This is a genomic window from Lutibacter sp., from assembly GCF_013041805.1.
GTDB lineage: Bacteria > Bacteroidota > Bacteroidia > Flavobacteriales > Flavobacteriaceae > Lutibacter.
In genome coordinates, this window is sequence record NZ_JABDRI010000018.1 from 62,942 (window position 1) to 80,849 (window position 17,908).

The window sequence follows — 17,908 nt, forward strand, 5'->3', positions numbered from 1 at the left end:
TTAACTATATTTAAGATTGTTTAACAATCACTTTTATTGTATTTTTGATGTTCTATTATATAATTACTTCGCATGAAAAAAATACAAATGGTTGACCTACTTGGTCAATATGATAAAATACAAGAACAAGTTGATTCAAAAATATTAGAAGTTGTAAAATCTGGAGCCTATATAAATGGTCCTGAAGTTCATAACTTTCAAAAAGAATTAGAAAATTACTTAGGTGTAAAAAACGTTATTCCTTGTGCTAACGGGACTGATGCACTTCAAATTGCAATGATGGGACTAGGTTTAAAACCTGGTGATGAAGTAATTACAGTAGATTTTACTTTTGCTGCTACTGTTGAAGTGATTGCTTTATTACAATTAACTCCTGTTTTAGTTGATGTTGAAAAAGATACATTCAACATGAATATTGAAGCTCTAAAAAAAGCCATTACTCCAAAAACTAAGGCAATTGTTCCTGTTCACCTATTTGGTCAATGTGCAAATATGGAAGCTATTTTAGAAGTGGCAAATAAGCACAACTTATTTGTAATTGAAGATACCGCACAAGCGATTGGAGCAAGCTACACATTTAAAAATGGGACTAAAAAGAAAGCTGGAACTATAGGAAATGTTGGTACTACATCATTTTTCCCTTCAAAAAATTTAGGTTGTTACGGTGATGGTGGTGCAATTTTTACAAATGATGATGAATTAGCTCACACTTTAAGAGGAATGGTTAATCATGGAATGTATAAACGTTATTACCACGATGTAGTTGGTGTAAACTCTCGCTTAGACAGTATTCAAGCTGCAATTTTAAATCTTAAATTACCTCATTTAGATGCTTATTGTGATGCTCGAAGGAAAGCGGCACGATATTATAACAATGCATTTAAAAATGAACAAAATATTGTAACTCCTAAAATGGGTAATGGTTGTAATTTTATTTGTGATACCTGTGATTGCCATGTATTTCATCAATATACCATACAAGTATTAAATGGAAAACGTAACGAGCTACATCAACATTTGTTAGATAACGGTATTCCTAATGCAATCTATTATCCAGTAGCACTGCATAGCCAAAAAGCATATTCTGATTCTCGCTATAAAGAAGAAGATTTTAAAGTTACCAATGAATTAATAGATACTGTGTTATCTTTACCAATGCATACAGAGTTAGATAATGAACAATTAGATTTTATCACTAAAACTATCTTAGACTTTATTAAATAATTATGAATAAAGTATTAGTAACTGGTGGTTTAGGTTTTATTGGTTCACATACAGTTGTAGAACTTCAAAATGAAGGTTTTGAGGTTTTGATTATTGATAATTTATCAAACTCTACAATTGATGTACTTGATAAAATTACTTCAATAACGAATAAAAAACCGAGTTACTTTAATATTGATTTAAAAAATAAAGCTGACGTTCAACATTTTTTTAAAGAAAATAAAGTTGATGGTGTTATTCATTTTGCAGCTTCAAAAGCAGTTGGTGAAAGTGTTGAGAAACCACTAGAATATTATGAAAATAATATTGGTACATTGGTTTATTTATTGCAAGAAATGAAAGCCTATAAGATTACTAATTTCATTTTTAGTTCTTCTTGTACTGTTTATGGTCAAGCTGATGAGCTTCCAATTACGGAAAGTGCACCTATAAAACCCGCAGAATCTCCATATGGAAACACAAAACAAATTGGTGAAGAAATAATTAAGGATGTTACAAATATTTCAAATTTAAAAGCAATTGCATTGCGTTATTTCAACCCCATTGGAGCTCATGAGTCTGCTAAAATTGGAGAACTTCCAATTGGAGTTCCTCAAAATTTAATTCCTTATGTAGCACAAACAGCTGCTGGTATTCGAAAAGAATTATCAGTCTTTGGAAGTGATTATCCAACTATTGACGGAACCGCTGTAAGGGATTATATTCATGTTGTAGATTTAGCAAAAGCACATATTATTGCTTTAAGTAGATTGATCCATAACAAAAATAAAACTGCTTTTGAGGTTTTTAATATTGGAACAGGAAAAGGAAATTCCGTTTTAGAAGTTATTAAATCTTTTGAAAAAGTTACAGGGAAAAAATTAAATTACAAATTGGTTGACCGCAGAGAAGGTGATATTACTGCTGCATACGCTGATACTGCCGTTGCGAATAAAGAGTTAGGATGGAGTTCAAAACTTACTCTAGATGATGCACTTCTCTCCGCCTGGAAATGGCAACAAACATTATAAAAAAAACCACTCAAATTTGAGTGGTTTTTTTATCTAAAGTCTTATTTTATTAAACTCCGCTTGCAGCTACATTTCTATCAATTTTACGCATGAGCCCTTGTAAAACTTTACCTGGACCAACCTCAATAAATTCAGTTCCACCATCTTTAATCATTTGCTGGATGGATTGTGTCCAACGAACTGGAGCTGTTAATTGTGCTATTAAATTTTCTTTTATTTCCTCAGGATTTAATACTGCTTTTGCGACAACATTTTGATAAACAGGACAAGTTGGAATACTAAAAATTGTATTTTTAATAGCTTCAGCTAATTCTTCTCTTGCCGGTTCCATTAATGGGGAATGAAAAGCCCCACCAACTGGCAATTTTAAAGCACGACGTGCGCCTTTTTCTGTTAATAACTCACACGCTTTATCTATTGCTGAAATCTCTCCAGAAATTACTAATTGCCCAGGGCAATTGTAGTTAGCAGCAACAACAATTCCATCAATACTTGCACAAACTTCTTCAACAACTGTATCGTCTAAACCTAAAACTGCAGCCATCGTAGATTCTTGAGCTTCACAAGCTTTTTGCATTGCCAAGGCTCTTTTTGAAACTAATTTCAATCCATCTTCAAAAGTTAAAACTCCATTTGCAACTAATGCTGATAACTCACCTAAAGAATGACCTGCCACCATTTCTGGTTTAAAATCATCACCTAACGTTTTAGCTAAAATTACTGAGTGCAAAAATATTGCTGGTTGTGTTACTTTGGTTTGTTTCAACTCTTCAGCAGTTCCTTCAAACATAATGTCTGTAATAGGAAACCCTAAAATTTCATTTGCTTGTTCAAAAAGTTCTTGAGCTAAAGGTGAGTTTTCATATAAATCTAAACCCATTCCTGTAAATTGCGCTCCCTGACCTGGAAAAATATATGCTTTCATTGTTTTGTTGCTTTTAATTTGAAAATGCAAAAATAGGAATTATTTGTTATATTCGTGGCAATCTAATTTTTATGAATCAAAAACTAACATCTGAAGCTTTTACAATTTACTTAATTTTAGCCTCTATGTTTATTGCTGCCTTGGTGGCATCTAACTTAATTTTTCAAAAATTCTTTTATTGGAATCCGTTTGGATTATTTAGATTTGAGCTTTCTGTTGGAATTCTGCCATACCCCATTACCTTCTTAATAACTGATATAATTTCAGAAATTTATGGTCGGAAAAAAGCAAATCAAGTTGTTATTGCCGGTATTTTTGCTTCTGTTTTTTCTATGGGAATTGTTTTAGTTGCTAATTATACTCCCGCTATTGAGAATTCTCCCATTGATAATCAACTATTTTCAAAAGTTTTTGGATTGTCACCTATAGCTGTTTTAGCATCTATGTTGGCCTATTTATTTGCTCAATTTATTGACATTAGAATATTTCATTTTTGGAAGCGAAAAACAAACGGTAATCATTTATGGCTTCGAAACAATTTTTCTACATTTTCCTCTCAATTTATTGATACACTTACCGTTATTACTTTACTTTGTAGTTTTGGCGTTTTGCCTTGGAGTTTATTTAATAAACTACTAATAAGTGGGTTTCTATTCAAAATAATTATAGCACTACTAGATACACCAATATTATATTTTATTGTTTATTTATTTAGAAGAAGGTTTCATTTAAAAGTTGGTGAAGAAATTAACTTATATTAAGTAACACTCTATATCCTTCATTATTTCTTACATTAAAAACAGTACCATCTTCAAATAATAAGTATTGACCTTTTACACCTATTAATTTTCCAGAGTACACGTGTGTTTTTTCTAAATTTAACGATTTAACTTTTGTAGGATATTTCTCTACGGGATAGTCAATTTCAGTTACTTTTCCATTATTTTCCAAAAAATAAGGTTTTGCTTCCTCTGGAATATATTGCTTTAACTTTTCTCTTTCTTTAATTAAATTTGATTCTGACACCTCATTTTTAAGCATTTTTTGCCAGTTCGTTTTATCTGCCACATACTCTTTTAGGGCTACTTCTGTAATTCCTGCTAAATATCTATTTGGTACTTCAACAATTTCTATGGCTTTGGTAGCACCTTGATCAATCCAGCGTGTTGGAACTTGTGTTTTTCGCGTGACTCCAACTTTCACATTACTTGATAAAGCTAAATAAACCACATGAGGTTTTAATTGTACCTCCTTTTCATATTCTAAATCACGATCTTCAATACCTAAGTGTGCTCTACTTAATTCTGGATTCATAATCCAATCTCCAACTGCTGCACTTTCATAAAAACAATCGTAGCAAAAACCTTGTCTAAAAATTTTCTTCTCTTTACCGCAAGATAAACACTGGTAACCCTCAAAACTAATTTCAATGTCACGGTTTAACAACTGGTTTAAATTTAAAACATCATTTTCAACATCTAAATAATACTGAACCTTGTCATTTAATTCAGTTTTCATTTTTTTTAAGACAGTTTGGTATTGCATAGAAAGTTTTTTAGTAAATTTAGCTCGATAAAGATACTTATAAAATAATGCCATATCCAATAGTTAATTCAATAATTTCTTGGTTTTTGAAAAAAAGAAAGCACCAAATGGAGCTCTTTTTAAAATATCCTATCGATGTGCAAAAAGAATTGCTATTTAAATTATTACAAAAAGCAAAACATACCGAGATTGGAAATACTTTTGGCTTTGCTGATATTAAAACCTATAAAGAATTTACCGAAAAAGTACCTATTCAGCAATACGAATCTATTGAGCCTTTGATACAAAGAGCCCGAAAAGGTGAACAGAATATATTTTGGCCTACACCAATAAAATGGTTTGCAAAATCTAGTGGTACCACCAATGCGAAAAGTAAATTTATACCAGTGAGTGATGAAGCTTTAGAAGATTGTCACTTTAAAGCTGGAAAAGATATGTTGTGCCTTTATTATAATAACAATCCTTCTGCTCAATTATTTGCTGGAAAAGGATTACGCCTAGGAGGAAGTAGCGCTGTTTATGAAGATAACAATTCTTATTTTGGTGATTTATCGGCAATTATTATTGAAAATATGCCTTTTTGGGCAGACTTTAGCAGTGCTCCTAAACAAGAAGTCGCTCTTATGGAAGAGTGGGAAAGTAAAATAAAAGCTATTATTGATGAAACAATACATGAAGATATTACTAGTTTAGTTGGTGTACCATCGTGGATGCTAGTGCTATTAAATAGAGTTTTGGAAAGAACAGGAAAAGACAATATTTTAGAAGTTTGGCCAAATCTTGAAGTGTATTTTCATGGAGGCGTAAATTTCAATCCATACAGAGAGCAATTCAAAAAAATAATCCCGAAAAAAGGGTTTAAATATTACGAAACTTATAATGCTTCGGAAGGTTTTTTTGGAATTCAAGATGTCAATAATTCACTAGACTTATTATTAATGCTCGATTATGGTATCTATTATGAATTTATTCCAATGGATCAGTTTGATGGTGAAAACTCTGAAGCTATTCCTCTTTCAGAAGTACAATTAAATGTGAATTATGCAATAGTAATTACCACAAACGGAGGTTTGTGGAGATATTTAATTGGTGATACCGTAAAATTTACTTCGCTAAATCCATATAGAATTAGAATTACAGGTAGGACTAAGCATTTTATAAATGTTTTTGGTGAAGAATTAATTATTGAAAATGCAGAAAATGCATTAAAACAAGCTTGCTTAAAGACAAATAGTGAAATTTCTGAATTTACTGTAGCTCCAGTTTTCATGAATGGAAGTAAAAGTGGTGGACACGAATGGATAATTGAATTTAGAAAACATCCTGAATGTATCAACTATTTTACTGAAATTTTAGATAACTCATTAAAATCTATAAATTCAGATTATGAAGCGAAACGATATAATAATTTAACGTTAGCAATGCCAAAAATTAATATTGCAAAAGAAGGATTGTTTTATAAATGGCTTAAAAAAAATGGGAAATTAGGTGGGCAGCATAAAGTGCCTAGGTTATCAAATTCTAGAACAAATTTAGAAGACCTTATGAAATTGAATAAAATAAGTTAAACTTTAGGAAAAGTATTTTCTAGTTTATCAAAAACTATGTTCATTTTATCTCCTGAACAATCTAAATTTTTAATTAAATTTTTCGTTCAATTACATAATTAACCATTGTTAACAAAGAATCTTTATAGGTTGAATTTGGATAGGTTTCTAAAATTTTTAATGCTTTAGATTGGTATTCTTCCATTTTAGCAGTTGTATATTCAATACCTCCTTTTCCTTTTACAAAAGCTATTACTTCCTTAACACGTTTCTTATTTTTATTATGGTTTTTCACTGAGTTCATCAACCATTTTTTTTCTTTAGCCGAGCAATTATTTAAGGTATAAATTAAAGGAAGAGTCATTTTTTGTTCTTTAATATCTATTCCTGTTGGCTTCCCAATTTTCGCATCAGTATAATCAAACAAATCATCTTTTATTTGAAAAGCGATTCCTATTAATTCACCAAATAAACGCATTTTTTCAACCTCTTCTTTTTGGCTTCCAACGGATGCGGCTCCAATGGCACAACATGATGCTATTAATGTTGCTGTTTTTTGACGAATAATTTCAAAATAAACTTCTTCGGTGATATCTAATTTACGTGCCTTTTCAATTTGCAATAATTCACCTTCAGACATATCCTTTAATGAATTTGATATTATTTTTAATAAATCAAAATCATCATTATCCAATGATAATAGTAAACTTTTAGAAAATAAAAAATCTCCAACTAGCACTGCAATTTTATTTTTCCAAAGTGCATTTATTGAAAAGAAACCTCTTCTCCTATTACTATCATCAACCACATCATCATGAACAAGTGAACCCGTATGAATTAACTCAATAATAGAAGCTCCGCGATATGTACGTTCTTCAAACTTACCATTTGAAACCATTTTAGCTACTAGAAAAACAAACATAGGACGCATTTGTTTTCCTTTTCTCCTAACTATATAATGTGTAATTCTATTAAGTAACGGAACTTTAGTAGTCATAGAGTCTCTGAACTTACTTTCAAAGAGTTCCATTTCTTCAAGAATGGGTTGTTTTATTTGTTCTACTAGTTTCATGTTGGTGTTCAAAAATAAGGAAAATAGTTTAACTTTTATTAGCTAATTGTCCACAAGCAGCATCTATATCTTTTCCTCTACTTCTTCGAACATTTACAATAATATCATTCATTTCTAAAATACTAATGTAATCACTTATTGCTTGAGCATTTGCTTGCTGAAAATCACCATCATCAATTGGGTTATATTCAATTAAATTTACCTTACAAGGTACCAGTTTACAAAAATCTACTAAAGCCATTATAGCTTCTCTATTGTCATTAATTCCTTTCCATACAACGTACTCGTACGTTACTCTACTACTTGTTTTATTATACCAATATTGTATTGCTTCCTTTAGATCTTTTAGTGGAAAAGTTTCGTTAAAAGGCATTATTTTTGTTCTCACTTCATCTATTGCTGAATGTAATGAAACTGCCAAATTAAATTTGACCTCATCATCCGCTAATTTTTTAATCATTTTTGGCACTCCGGAAGTTGAGACAGTAATACGTTTAGGAGACATACCTAAACCTTCTGGCGATGTTATTTTTTCTATAGATTTTAACACATTGTTGTAGTTCATCAATGGCTCCCCCATTCCCATAAACACTATGTTAGATAGTTTATGGTTGAAGTATAATAAACTTTCTTTATTAATGGCAGCTACCTGATCGTAAATTTCATCAGGATTTAAATTTCTCATTTTCTTTAAACGTGCAGTTGCACAAAATAAACAATCTAAACTGCAACCAACCTGACTAGAAACACATGCTGTTGTTCTTGAACCTGTTGGTATTAAAACCGACTCTACAATTAAACCATCGTGTAATCGAACTGCATTTTTAACGGTTCCGTCAGAACTTCGTTGCATATTATCAACTTGAATATGATTTATCACAAAATTATTTTGCAACATTTCACGTGTTTCTTTCGAAATATTTGTCATAGCTTCAAAAGAGTGTGCGCTTTTACTCCATAACCATTCATAAACTTGATTTCCTCTAAACGCCTTATCTCCATTTCCTACAAAAAAATCTCGAAGTTCATCTTTTGTTAATGCACGTATGTCTTTTTTTTGACTCATTTTTACTTTCAAGTTTATAAAAAGATTCCCGCGAAAGCGGGAACCACATGACTAAAAAATAGCTTTTATATTATATAATCAACATCGCATCTCCATACGAATAGAATTTATAATTTTCTTTAACGGCTTCTTCATAAGCTTCCATTAAAAAATCGTAACCTGCAAAGGCTGCAACCATCATCATTAAAGTAGATTTTGGCGTATGAAAATTTGTAATCATACAATTTGCAATGCTAAAATCGTATGGAGGAAAAATAAATTTATTGGTCCATCCGTCAAACTCGTTTAAACGACCATTTGAAGAAACTGAACTTTCAACAGCTCTCATAACTGTTGTCCCAACCGCACAAACCCGTTTTTTCTTTGAAATTGCACTATTAACATTTTTTGAAGCTTCCTTAGTAATAATTGCCTTCTCAGAATCCATTTTATGTTTAGATAAATCTTCAACCTCAACCGGACTAAAAGTACCTAAACCAACATGAAGTGTAACTTCAGCAAAATCAACTCCTTTGATTTCTAAACGTTTCATTAAGTGTTTAGAAAAGTGCATTCCTGCAGTTGGTGCTGCAACCGCGCCTTCATGTTTTGCATAAATTGTTTGGTAACGCTCTGCATCACTTTCTTCAACCTCTCTTTGAATATATTTTGGTAATGGTGTTTCACCTAACTCTTGTAATTTTTGTCTAAATTCCTCATAAGAGCCATCATATAAAAAACGTAATGTTCTTCCTCTAGAAGTTGTATTGTCAATTACTTCAGCTACTAGACTTTCATCCTCTCCAAAAAACAATTTATTTCCAATTCTAATTTTTCTTGCAGGATCAACTAAAACATCCCATAATCTGCTTTCTGCATTTAATTCTCTTAATAAGAAAACTTCAATTCTAGCTCCTGTTTTTTCCTTTTCACCATACATACGAGCAGGAAAAACTTTCGTATTATTCAAAATAAATAAATCACCTTCGTCAAAATAATTAATTAGATCTTTAAATGTTTTATGTTCAATAGTTTTTTCTTTTCTATTTAAAACCATTAAACGAGATTCATCTCTATGTTCTGCAGGGTATTCTGCTAGTAACTCATCTGGTAATTCAAATTTAAATTTTGATAATTTCATATGTAGCTTTTTAATATTTTTTTATAGAATGAGCGCAAATATACAACATCGGCATAGGCGTTGTCAAGTGTTTTGCAATAAAACTTTGTTTTAGAGATTTTTAAGTCGTTATTTTTTCAAAATCTGCCCAAAAAGTTGGATACGATTTTGATACAACATTGGCATCTTGAATTTTAATAGGAACCTTTAAAGCCATTGGAGCAAAAGCCATGGCCATCCTATGATCATCGTACGTTGAGATAGTAATATGCTCATTTATTTTAGCTGAAGCCTTTAAATGAAGTGTTTCATTAGTGATTATTACTTCACCACCCAATTTCTCAATTTCAGTTTTTAGAGCAATCAATCTGTCAGTTTCTTTTATTTTTAACGTATGAAGTCCTGTTAAATAACATTCAATTCCCAAACCAAAACAAGTAACTGCAATAGTTTGTGCAATATCTGGGGCATTTACTAAATCTAAATTTAAACTACTTATATTTTGTTGGTTCGTATTTGTTAAAATTAGTGTATGACCTTTAAAAGTAGTTTCGACACCTAAACCTTTGTAAATGTTTGCTAGAACTGAATCTCCTTGTAAGCTAGTTTTTTTATATGATGTTAACTTAACTTCAGAATTTGGACTTAACGCCACTAAACTGTAATAATAAGAAGCAGAACTCCAATCAGATTCTACTGTAATAGTTTTATCAGTTATTGTTGGTTTTGACAAAATGGAGATAATATCGCCTTCCCAAGAGAATTCAATTCCTAATTCAGCTAATAATTGCAGTGTCATTTTTATATAAGGAATCGAAGTTACTTCTCCTTTAAACTTTAATTGCAACCCATTTTTTAAGGTTGGCGCTATTAATAACAATGCCGAAATATATTGACTACTTACATTTCCTTCAATTTCAATAAAACTAGATGTTAACTTTTTTCCTGAAATTTTTAAAGGAGGATACCCATCTTTTTCTAAATATTTAATATTGGCTCCTAATGAAGTTAACGCATCAACTAAAATTTTAATAGGTCTGTTTTTCATTCTTTTAGAACCTGTTAAAACAATTTCAGAATTTTCTAACACGGAAAAATAAGCAGTTAAAAATCGCATGGCTGTTCCGGCATGTCCAATATTAATTTCATTCGATTCGCTAGACAAAGCTTTTTGCATTAAAATTGAATCATCAGAATTTGAAATATTTTCAATAGTTAGGTTAGAAAAAAACTTTTGTAAAATTAACAATCTATTCGTTTCACTTTTAGATCCAGTAATTTGAATACTACCTTTTACTGTTTTAGATATTCTATCAATTTCTAATAAATTCATACGTGGCTTTTTACAAACTTCTATATATTATTTTTTTATTAGATTTACTGCTTAATTTATACATCAATCAAATTAACCATACATCATGAAAAAATACTTCCTATTAGTTAGCTGTCTATTTTTATTTACAGCTCACAAAGTTAATGCACAAAAAATAGTATCCAAATTTAGTGAGGAATATTACAACTCTATTGAATGGAGAAATATTGGCCCTTTTAGAGGGGGAAGAAGTGCTGCTGTTACTGGAGTTCCAAATAAGGCAAATCTTTTTTATTTTGGAGCAACAGGAGGTGGAGTTTGGAAAACTACCGATGCTGGTAATACCTGGAGTAATATTTCAGATGGATTTTTTGGAGGATCTGTTGGTGCTATAGCAGTTAGCAAATCTGACAATAATGTAATATACGTAGGAAATGGTGAAGTAACAGTTCGTGGTAATGTATCTTCTGGAGATGGAATGTGGAAAACTGTAAATGCTGGAAAAACATGGGAACATATTGGATTAGAACAATCTCGACACATTCCGAGAGTTAGAGTTCATCCTAAAAATTCTGATATTGTGTTCGCAGCTGTTCTAGGAGATTTATACAAACCAACTTCACAAAGAGGTGTTTACAAATCAATAGATGGAGGAAAAAACTGGAGACAAGTATTATTTTCAAATGAAAATGCTGGTGCTGTAGATTTAATTATTGACCCAACAAATCCACGTGTTTTATATGCTTCAACTTGGAATGTTAGAAGAACACCTTATAGCTTATCTAGTGGTGGTGCAGGTTCTGCTCTTTGGAAAAGTACAGATGAAGGTGAGAGTTGGACAAATATTTCCAAAAATGAAGGATTACCAAAGGGAGTTTGGGGAATTAGTGGTGTAACAGTATCTCCAATAAATTCAGATATTGTTTGGGCATTGATTGAAAATGAAAAAGGTGGAATTTATAAATCTACTGATGCTGGAAAAACTTGGAAATTAATTAATAGTGAACGAAAATTACGTCAACGTGCTTGGTATTACACACGTATTTATGCTGATACTCAAGATGAAAATATTGTATATGTTATGAATGTACAATACCATCAATCTAAAGATGGGGGTAAAACATTTAAAACCTATAATGCCCCACACGGAGATCATCATGATTTATGGATTGCGCCAGAAGATAATCAACGAATGATAATTGCTGATGACGGTGGAGCTCAAGTTAGTTTTGATGCCGGTGAAAATTGGAGTACTTATATGAATCAACCTACTTCACAATTTTATAGAGTGGTAACTGACAATCATTTTCCATATAGAATTTATGGCGCTCAACAAGATAACTCAACGGTGAGAATTTCACACCGTACTGATGGAAGATCAATTAGCGAAAGTGACTGGGAAGCAACAGCTGGTGGAGAAAGTGCTCATATTGCTGTTGACCCTTTAAATAATGATATTGTTTATGGTGGAAGCTATGGCGGGTTACTAACTCGAATAAACCATAAAACAGGGGAAAGAAGAGCAATTAATGTTTGGCCAGATGACCCAATGGGACATGGAGCTGAAGATTTTAAATATCGCTTTCAATGGAATTATCCTATCTTCTTTTCTCCACATAATAAGAAAAAAATGTACACTACCTCCAATCATGTTCATGTAACTTATAATGAAGGTCAATCTTTTGAAATTATTAGTCCAGATTTGACCAGAAATGACCCATCAACTTTAAAATCCTCAGGTGGTCCAATTACACAAGACAATACAGGTGTTGAATATTATGGAACTATTTTTGCCGCTGTAGAATCACCTTTTGAAGAAAATCTAATTTGGACAGGTTCTGATGATGGCTTAGTTCATATTACAAGAGATGGCGGAAAAAATTGGACAAATGTTACTCCTAAAAAAATGCCAGAATGGATGATGATTAATTGTATTGAAGTTGATCCATTTAATGCAGGTGGCGCCTATATTGTTGGTACACGTTATAAATCTGGAGATTATACTCCATATATTTATAAAACAGAAGATTATGGGAAATCGTGGAAATTAATCACTAATGGAATAGCTAGCGAACATTTCACAAGAGCACTTCGTTCCGATCCAAATAAAAAAGGATTACTATATGCAGGGACTGAAGCTGGAATGTACATTAGCTTTGATGATGGTGCAAATTGGAGTGCTTTCCAATTAAACTTACCAATTGTACCTATTACAGATTTAACGATAAAAAACAACAATTTAATTGCTGCTACTCAAGGTCGTTCATTTTGGATTATTGACGATTTAACTCCGCTTCATCAATTAAGTAATGAACTCATTACAAAAGATACTTTTATTTATAAGCCTATTGATAGTTACAGAATGGGAGGAAGTAAAAGAGCTTCAAAAACAGCTGGTCAAAATCATTCAGGTGGTGTTAATATCCATTATTATGTTAAAAATATTGAAGAAAAAGATACTGTTAGCCTTTCAATTTATGAAAACTCAGGAAAACACATTAAAACTTTTTCAACCAAACCTGATGCAGACCAGAAAGAAGAAAAGCTAAAAGTAAAAAAAGGAGCCAATGAGTTTAATTGGGATATGCAATACCCTGATGCTGAAAAAGTAAAAGGAATGATTTTATGGTGGGCATCATTAAATGGTCCAAAGGCTTTACCTGGTGATTACATAGTGAAATTAAGTAAAAATGGAAATACGGTTTCTGAACAAAATTTTACACTTTTAAAGGATCCTAGAAGTTCGGCAACAGAAGAAGATTTAAAAGCTCAATTTAATTTTATAATTGAAATTCAAGAAAAGTTAACTGAAATTCATAAAACCTTAAAAAATATCACAAAAATTAAAGGGCAAGTAAAACAATTAAAATCTTCAATAACTAATAAAGAAAAGAATAAAGAAATTATTGAATTAGCAGATAAAATTGTTAAAGAATTAACTGAATTTGAAAATAACTTATATCAAACAAAAAGTAAGAGTAACCAGGACCCTTTAAACTTTCCAATTAAGTTAAATAATAAATTAGCACATTTAAATTCTTTAAGTTCAATTGGAGATTTTAGACCTACTGATCAATCGGTGGCTTTTAAAAATGAAGTAACCAAATTAATTGATTTTCAATTGTCAAAAATTTATTCAATTTTTGAAAAAGACGTTAAAACACTAAATAAAAAAGTAAAACAAAGTGATATTAATTTAATAAACTTAAATTAAGATATTAAATAACTATTGATTTTTAATGGAAAAAGTCAATAAGGTAGTTTGTAAATTTTAAAACAAATTACTTTATTGACTTTTTTTAGTATAGCTTTTATTTTTTTATAAACTTATAATAGCCTGCCATAAATAATCCGTAAAAAGAAGACATTGCTACTAATCTCTTTAGAAAATACACCCATTTCCCCTCAGAAAATAGTTTTTCAATCATTATTGAAAAACTAACATTTGTTAAAATAGAAAATCCTATTTCAATAAAAGAAACGAATACTAAAAAAATAAAAGCAAAGCGAAATGCTATTTTAAAAAAGGAATGATTTTTATATTGATTCATTTACTTTAATTTTTTATTATTTTGATGTCTGTCGTGATCACGTTTCGTTTTTATATCCATTTTTTTATCAAAAGAAGCTTGTAAATCTATCCCTGTTTGATTTGCCAAGCACAATACCACAAAAACAACATCAGCCAATTCCTCTCCTAAATCTTTTCCTTTATCACTTTCTTTTTCGCTTTGCTCACCGTATCGCCTCGCAATAATACGTGCCACTTCACCTACTTCTTCCGTTAATTGAGCCATATTTGTAAGCTCGTTAAAATAACGAACTCCGTGTTCTTTTATCCAAGTATCAACTATTAATTGAGAGTTTTTAATATCCATAAAATATTTTTTTTGAGATGCCTCAAAGATATGTTAAAAATTCATCTCTTGAAATTTCATCGGCACCTAAACTAGCTAAATGATTGTTATAAACTTGGCAATCTATTAATTTATAATACTCACTTTCCAATTTTTGAACTAGTTTAATAAATGCAAATTTTGAAGCATTACTCACTTTGCTAAACATGCTTTCTCCACAAAAAACAGTTCCTAAATCAATTCCATACAAACCACCTACCAATTCATTTTCCTGCCATACTTCAACTGATTTTGCAATGCCCTTGTTATGCAAATTTATATAGGCTTGTTGCATTTCATCAGTAATCCAAGTTTCTCCTAGATCAGAAGATCTATAAATATGTTTACAGTTAGAAATTACTTCTGAAAAATTCTGGTTAAAAGTAACCCTAAAATCACCTCTGCGAATAACTTGTTTCATACTTTTTGAAATTTTCAAATCATTTGGAAACAGCACCATTCTAGGATTTGGACTATACCAAACAATTGGCTCTCCTTGATTATACCAAGGAAAAATTCCACTTTTGTAAGCCAACATTAAACGTTCAACAGATAAGTCTCCTCCAATAGCCAATAATCCATCTTTATTTGCTAAATGAACTGGAGGAAACAACAATTCTTTTGAAAGTAAATACATTGTGTTTTTTTACAAATATAATTAAACAAAAAAAGAGAAAAGCTTATGCTTTTCTCTTTTTAAAATTTCAAAAAAATTTACTTAAAAAGGTAAATCATCTGGTTCACTATCGTTCAAATCAGATGTAGTCTCTAAATTATCTAATGGTGCCATAGGAGGAGCTCCTGCAGAACCTTCCGGTTGATTAGCTTCAATTCTCCATCCTTGGATAGAGTTAAAATAGACCGCTTTCCCTTCAGGATTAATCCATTCTCTACCTCTTAAGTTTATAGAAACTTTTACATCTTGTCCAACTTGGTAACTATCTAATAAGTCACATTTGTCTTGTACAAATTCAACCATTAACATTTGTGGATATTGCTCGTTAGTTGTAACAACCATTTCTCTTTTTCTAAAACCACTTGCACCAAATGTTTTAGTCTCATCAATTTTTTTAATTTTTCCTGTAATTTCCATATTTCAAAATTAGTTCATTAAAAGTACTTTCCAAGCACTTTCTACATCATTTTTTTCTAAAAATGTTTTAGCAAATGTATGTTTTTTTAGAGTATTATCCCCAATGTTTTGTGAATGTTCTTTTGCAAACTTATTAACATCATTTTCTGAAGGTATTGCCTCAATATTTCCTAACATTCCTAAATCATTCCCTGTTAAAATACTACTATTTCTAATTTCTTCTGGAATAGCATCAACACCAATTCCTAAACTAGATAATGGTTTTGGTATCTCAAAAAATCCTTCCTTCGCTCTTGAATAAAAACTACCTCCTGCCCTTGCAACCAAATCTAATTTTTTTTGATCAATAGCCCCACTTCCGTCTAAAAAATCTTCTTCAATATGTATTTTTACAACTTTACAAATTATTAAATTTCCTGCGCCACCTTCCTCTCCAAGTTCAATCACTTGGTTTACCTTACATTCAAACTGAACTGGAGATTCTGAAACCCTGTAAGGTGTCACTTTTTCTGAAGTTAGCATAGTAAAACCCGCTTTATCAAATTCATTTACTCCTTGAGGATATTCAGTACTTGATAGCGACATTTGTTGAACCATATTATAATTTACAACATTGATTACAACTTCTTTAGTCGCTTTTACATTTTCTAATGTATGTTTTGTTGTATTATCACGCACTCTACGTGCTGGTGAAAATATTAAGATTGGTGGGTTAGCACTAAATACATTGAAAAAACTAAACGGAGATAAATTTGGAGCTCCTTCATTATCAATTGTACTCGCTAATGCTATTGGTCTAGGAGCAACAGCACTTAATAAATAGCCATGTAATTTAGCCGTTGAAATATCTTTTGGATTTATACTAAGCATTCATTTGATTTTTAACAAATATAAATAATTAAGCTTATAAATAATATCGAATATAATTTTAAGTTATATCAACATAAATTCTATATTTGAATAATGGCTTCACAAAAAAACTCACAAATTATTAGATGGGCTGTAATAATAACTTCTTTTATTATAGTAGCGCTTATTTTGTGGAATACTTATGACTTTTTTCAAAAGTTTAAAAGCGAAGAACGTTCTAAAATGGAAATTTTAGCAAAAGCCTATGAACGATTTAGTAGTGCAGATTTAGATGCTGAAATTTCTTTAGAATCTAAAATTATAGGTAATAATCATAACATTCCAATGATTATCACAACAGAAAAAGATAGCATTACGGAATGGTCTAATTTAGACGTTGAAAAATCAAAACAGTCTTCATTTTTATTGAAACAGCTTTCAATAATGAAGAGTCAAAACAAGCCTATTGTTATTAGTTATATGGCTAATAATGAGAACATCATTTTAAATATTTATTATCGAGATTCTGATTTATTAACAAAACTAAAATACTATCCGGTTGCCTTAATTCTAATATTAGTGCTATTTGCAAGTGTTATCTATTTGTTTTTTAAATCGAATAAAGTAGCAGAACAAAATAAGCTTTGGACAGGAATGGCTAAAGAAACTGCACATCAAATTGGAACTCCATTGTCTTCTCTTTTAGGTTGGATTGAAATATTAAGATTAGAAAATACTGATGAAAATACCGTTAAGGAAATTGAGAATGATGTTTTTAGACTGAACACAATTGCCGAACGATTTTCAAAGATTGGTTCAGTTCCGAAATTGAAAAAATTAGATATTGTTTACGTTACTAATACTTCCTTTGAGTATCTAAAATCAAGAAGTTCTAAACAAGTTGAATTTACTTTTATAGCTCCTAAAAAAGAAATTTTAGTCCAAATAAATCAACAGCTATTTAGTTGGGTAATAGAAAATTTGGTTAAAAATGCAATTGATGCAATGGAAGGAAAAGGAAAAATAAAACTTCAAATTTCTGAAGAAGAAACAAATGTATTACTAACTATCACAGATAATGGAAAAGGAATTTCTAAAAATTTACAGCAAAAAATATTCTCCCCGGGATATACTACAAAAAAACGTGGTTGGGGACTAGGATTATCATTGGCGCAAAGAATTATTCAAGACTACCATAATGGAAAAATTTCAGTGTTAAAATCTGAAATAAACAAAGGCACAACCTTTCTAATTACATTAAAAAAATAGT

At 30.7% G+C, this 17,908-nt stretch carries 17 protein-coding genes; 6 read left to right on the top strand and 11 right to left on the bottom strand.

What is annotated here, in order from left to right; genetic code table 11:
- Positions 1 to 72: 72 nt before the first annotated feature.
- Both HKP59_RS02265 and galE read left to right on the top strand, forming a co-directional pair.
- The gene (locus HKP59_RS02265) at positions 73 to 1,224 is read left to right on the top strand and encodes a DegT/DnrJ/EryC1/StrS family aminotransferase (RefSeq protein ID WP_291803079.1); all 1,152 of its coding nucleotides are present in this window, start codon (positions 73 to 75) and stop codon (positions 1,222 to 1,224) included.
- A 2-nt stretch (positions 1,225 to 1,226) separates the two neighbouring features.
- Positions 1,227 to 2,234: a UDP-glucose 4-epimerase GalE gene (gene galE, locus HKP59_RS02270; protein ID WP_291803081.1), complete on the top strand. Its 1,008-nt coding sequence runs from the start codon at positions 1,227 to 1,229 to the stop codon at positions 2,232 to 2,234.
- 49 nt (positions 2,235 to 2,283) lie between these two features.
- On the opposite strand, the gene fabD is transcribed toward galE, so the two are convergent.
- Positions 2,284 to 3,159 carry an ACP S-malonyltransferase gene (gene fabD / locus HKP59_RS02275; protein ID WP_291803084.1) on the bottom strand — a complete coding sequence of 292 codons (876 nt, stop codon included), beginning with the start codon at positions 3,157 to 3,159 and terminating at the stop codon, positions 2,284 to 2,286.
- Positions 3,160 to 3,230: 71 nt separating this feature from the next.
- On the opposite strand from fabD, the gene HKP59_RS02280 reads away from it, so the two are divergent.
- Positions 3,231 to 3,920 (top strand): queuosine precursor transporter, encoded by a 690-nt coding sequence (locus tag HKP59_RS02280; protein ID WP_291803087.1) that lies wholly within the window; start codon positions 3,231 to 3,233, stop codon positions 3,918 to 3,920.
- Here the strand turns inward: HKP59_RS02280 and HKP59_RS02285 are convergent.
- Positions 3,907 to 4,704, bottom strand: a complete 798-nt coding sequence (locus tag HKP59_RS02285) for a DUF2797 domain-containing protein (protein ID WP_291803088.1) — start codon at positions 4,702 to 4,704, stop codon at positions 3,907 to 3,909. The two genes, HKP59_RS02280 and HKP59_RS02285, sit on opposite strands and share 14 nt — an antisense overlap.
- A gap of 47 nt (positions 4,705 to 4,751) precedes the next feature.
- Between HKP59_RS02285 and HKP59_RS02290 the strand changes: the two genes are divergently transcribed.
- Positions 4,752 to 6,272, top strand: a complete 1,521-nt coding sequence (locus HKP59_RS02290) for a GH3 auxin-responsive promoter family protein (RefSeq protein ID WP_291803090.1) — start codon at positions 4,752 to 4,754, stop codon at positions 6,270 to 6,272.
- Between the two features lie 73 nt (positions 6,273 to 6,345).
- Here HKP59_RS02290 and HKP59_RS02295 read toward each other — a convergent pair whose 3' ends face one another.
- The 4 genes from HKP59_RS02295 to HKP59_RS02310 form a co-directional block, all read right to left on the bottom strand.
- Positions 6,346 to 7,323, bottom strand: coding sequence for a polyprenyl synthetase family protein (locus tag HKP59_RS02295; RefSeq protein ID WP_291803091.1), 978 nt, complete (start codon positions 7,321 to 7,323; stop codon positions 6,346 to 6,348).
- A 28-nt stretch (positions 7,324 to 7,351) separates the two neighbouring features.
- Entirely contained in the window at positions 7,352 to 8,389 is a 1,038-nt protein-coding gene (gene rlmN / locus HKP59_RS02300; protein WP_291803093.1) for a 23S rRNA (adenine(2503)-C(2))-methyltransferase RlmN, read from the bottom strand.
- A gap of 70 nt (positions 8,390 to 8,459) precedes the next feature.
- Positions 8,460 to 9,509, bottom strand: a complete 1,050-nt coding sequence (gene queA, locus HKP59_RS02305) for a tRNA preQ1(34) S-adenosylmethionine ribosyltransferase-isomerase QueA (RefSeq protein WP_291803094.1) — start codon at positions 9,507 to 9,509, stop codon at positions 8,460 to 8,462.
- A 100-nt stretch (positions 9,510 to 9,609) separates the two neighbouring features.
- A complete protein-coding gene (locus tag HKP59_RS02310; protein ID WP_291803096.1) occupies positions 9,610 to 10,821 on the bottom strand; it encodes a 3-phosphoshikimate 1-carboxyvinyltransferase in 1,212 nt (403 codons plus the stop codon).
- An 85-nt stretch (positions 10,822 to 10,906) separates the two neighbouring features.
- Between HKP59_RS02310 and HKP59_RS02315 the strand changes: the two genes are divergently transcribed.
- Complete coding sequence (locus HKP59_RS02315) at positions 10,907 to 14,014, top strand: glycosyl hydrolase (protein WP_291803098.1); 3,108 nt, start codon at positions 10,907 to 10,909, stop codon at positions 14,012 to 14,014.
- A 97-nt stretch (positions 14,015 to 14,111) separates the two neighbouring features.
- Here HKP59_RS02315 and HKP59_RS02320 read toward each other — a convergent pair whose 3' ends face one another.
- The 5 genes from HKP59_RS02320 to HKP59_RS02340 form a co-directional block, all read right to left on the bottom strand.
- Entirely contained in the window at positions 14,112 to 14,351 is a 240-nt protein-coding gene (locus tag HKP59_RS02320) for a hypothetical protein (protein WP_291803099.1), read from the bottom strand.
- On the bottom strand, positions 14,352 to 14,678 hold the full coding sequence (locus HKP59_RS02325) for a nucleotide pyrophosphohydrolase (RefSeq protein WP_291803101.1): 327 nt from the start codon (positions 14,676 to 14,678) through the stop codon (positions 14,352 to 14,354).
- Positions 14,679 to 14,700: 22 nt separating this feature from the next.
- Positions 14,701 to 15,333: a leucyl/phenylalanyl-tRNA--protein transferase gene (gene aat / locus HKP59_RS02330; protein WP_291803103.1), complete on the bottom strand. Its 633-nt coding sequence runs from the start codon at positions 15,331 to 15,333 to the stop codon at positions 14,701 to 14,703.
- A gap of 81 nt (positions 15,334 to 15,414) precedes the next feature.
- Positions 15,415 to 15,789: a DUF3127 domain-containing protein gene (locus HKP59_RS02335; RefSeq protein WP_291803105.1), complete on the bottom strand. Its 375-nt coding sequence runs from the start codon at positions 15,787 to 15,789 to the stop codon at positions 15,415 to 15,417.
- A 9-nt stretch (positions 15,790 to 15,798) separates the two neighbouring features.
- Positions 15,799 to 16,659, bottom strand: a complete 861-nt coding sequence (locus HKP59_RS02340; protein WP_291803107.1) for a flavin reductase family protein — start codon at positions 16,657 to 16,659, stop codon at positions 15,799 to 15,801.
- 93 nt (positions 16,660 to 16,752) lie between these two features.
- Between HKP59_RS02340 and HKP59_RS02345 the strand changes: the two genes are divergently transcribed.
- Positions 16,753 to 17,907 carry a HAMP domain-containing sensor histidine kinase gene (locus HKP59_RS02345; protein ID WP_291803109.1) on the top strand — a complete coding sequence of 385 codons (1,155 nt, stop codon included), beginning with the start codon at positions 16,753 to 16,755 and terminating at the stop codon, positions 17,905 to 17,907.
- Position 17,908 lies beyond the last annotated feature (1 nt).

Bases quoted from the DNA above. Each gene is read 5' to 3' on its own strand.
- HKP59_RS02265 (WP_291803079.1), top strand. From the start codon at position 73: ATGAAAAAAATACAAATGGTTGACCTACTTGGTCAATATGATAAAATA.
- galE (WP_291803081.1), top strand. From the start codon at position 1,227: ATGAATAAAGTATTAGTAACTGGTGGTTTAGGTTTTATTGGTTCACAT.
- fabD (WP_291803084.1), bottom strand. From the start codon at position 3,159: ATGAAAGCATATATTTTTCCAGGTCAGGGAGCGCAATTTACAGGAATG.
- HKP59_RS02280 (WP_291803087.1), top strand. From the start codon at position 3,231: ATGAATCAAAAACTAACATCTGAAGCTTTTACAATTTACTTAATTTTA.
- HKP59_RS02285 (WP_291803088.1), bottom strand. From the start codon at position 4,704: ATGCAATACCAAACTGTCTTAAAAAAAATGAAAACTGAATTAAATGAC.
- HKP59_RS02290 (WP_291803090.1), top strand. From the start codon at position 4,752: ATGCCATATCCAATAGTTAATTCAATAATTTCTTGGTTTTTGAAAAAA.
- HKP59_RS02295 (WP_291803091.1), bottom strand. From the start codon at position 7,323: ATGAAACTAGTAGAACAAATAAAACAACCCATTCTTGAAGAAATGGAA.
- rlmN (WP_291803093.1), bottom strand. From the start codon at position 8,389: ATGAGTCAAAAAAAAGACATACGTGCATTAACAAAAGATGAACTTCGA.
- queA (WP_291803094.1), bottom strand. From the start codon at position 9,509: ATGAAATTATCAAAATTTAAATTTGAATTACCAGATGAGTTACTAGCA.
- HKP59_RS02310 (WP_291803096.1), bottom strand. From the start codon at position 10,821: ATGAATTTATTAGAAATTGATAGAATATCTAAAACAGTAAAAGGTAGT.
- HKP59_RS02315 (WP_291803098.1), top strand. From the start codon at position 10,907: ATGAAAAAATACTTCCTATTAGTTAGCTGTCTATTTTTATTTACAGCT.
- HKP59_RS02320 (WP_291803099.1), bottom strand. From the start codon at position 14,351: ATGAATCAATATAAAAATCATTCCTTTTTTAAAATAGCATTTCGCTTT.
- HKP59_RS02325 (WP_291803101.1), bottom strand. From the start codon at position 14,678: ATGGATATTAAAAACTCTCAATTAATAGTTGATACTTGGATAAAAGAA.
- aat (WP_291803103.1), bottom strand. From the start codon at position 15,333: ATGTATTTACTTTCAAAAGAATTGTTGTTTCCTCCAGTTCATTTAGCA.
- HKP59_RS02335 (WP_291803105.1), bottom strand. From the start codon at position 15,789: ATGGAAATTACAGGAAAAATTAAAAAAATTGATGAGACTAAAACATTT.
- HKP59_RS02340 (WP_291803107.1), bottom strand. From the start codon at position 16,659: ATGCTTAGTATAAATCCAAAAGATATTTCAACGGCTAAATTACATGGC.
- HKP59_RS02345 (WP_291803109.1), top strand. From the start codon at position 16,753: ATGGCTTCACAAAAAAACTCACAAATTATTAGATGGGCTGTAATAATA.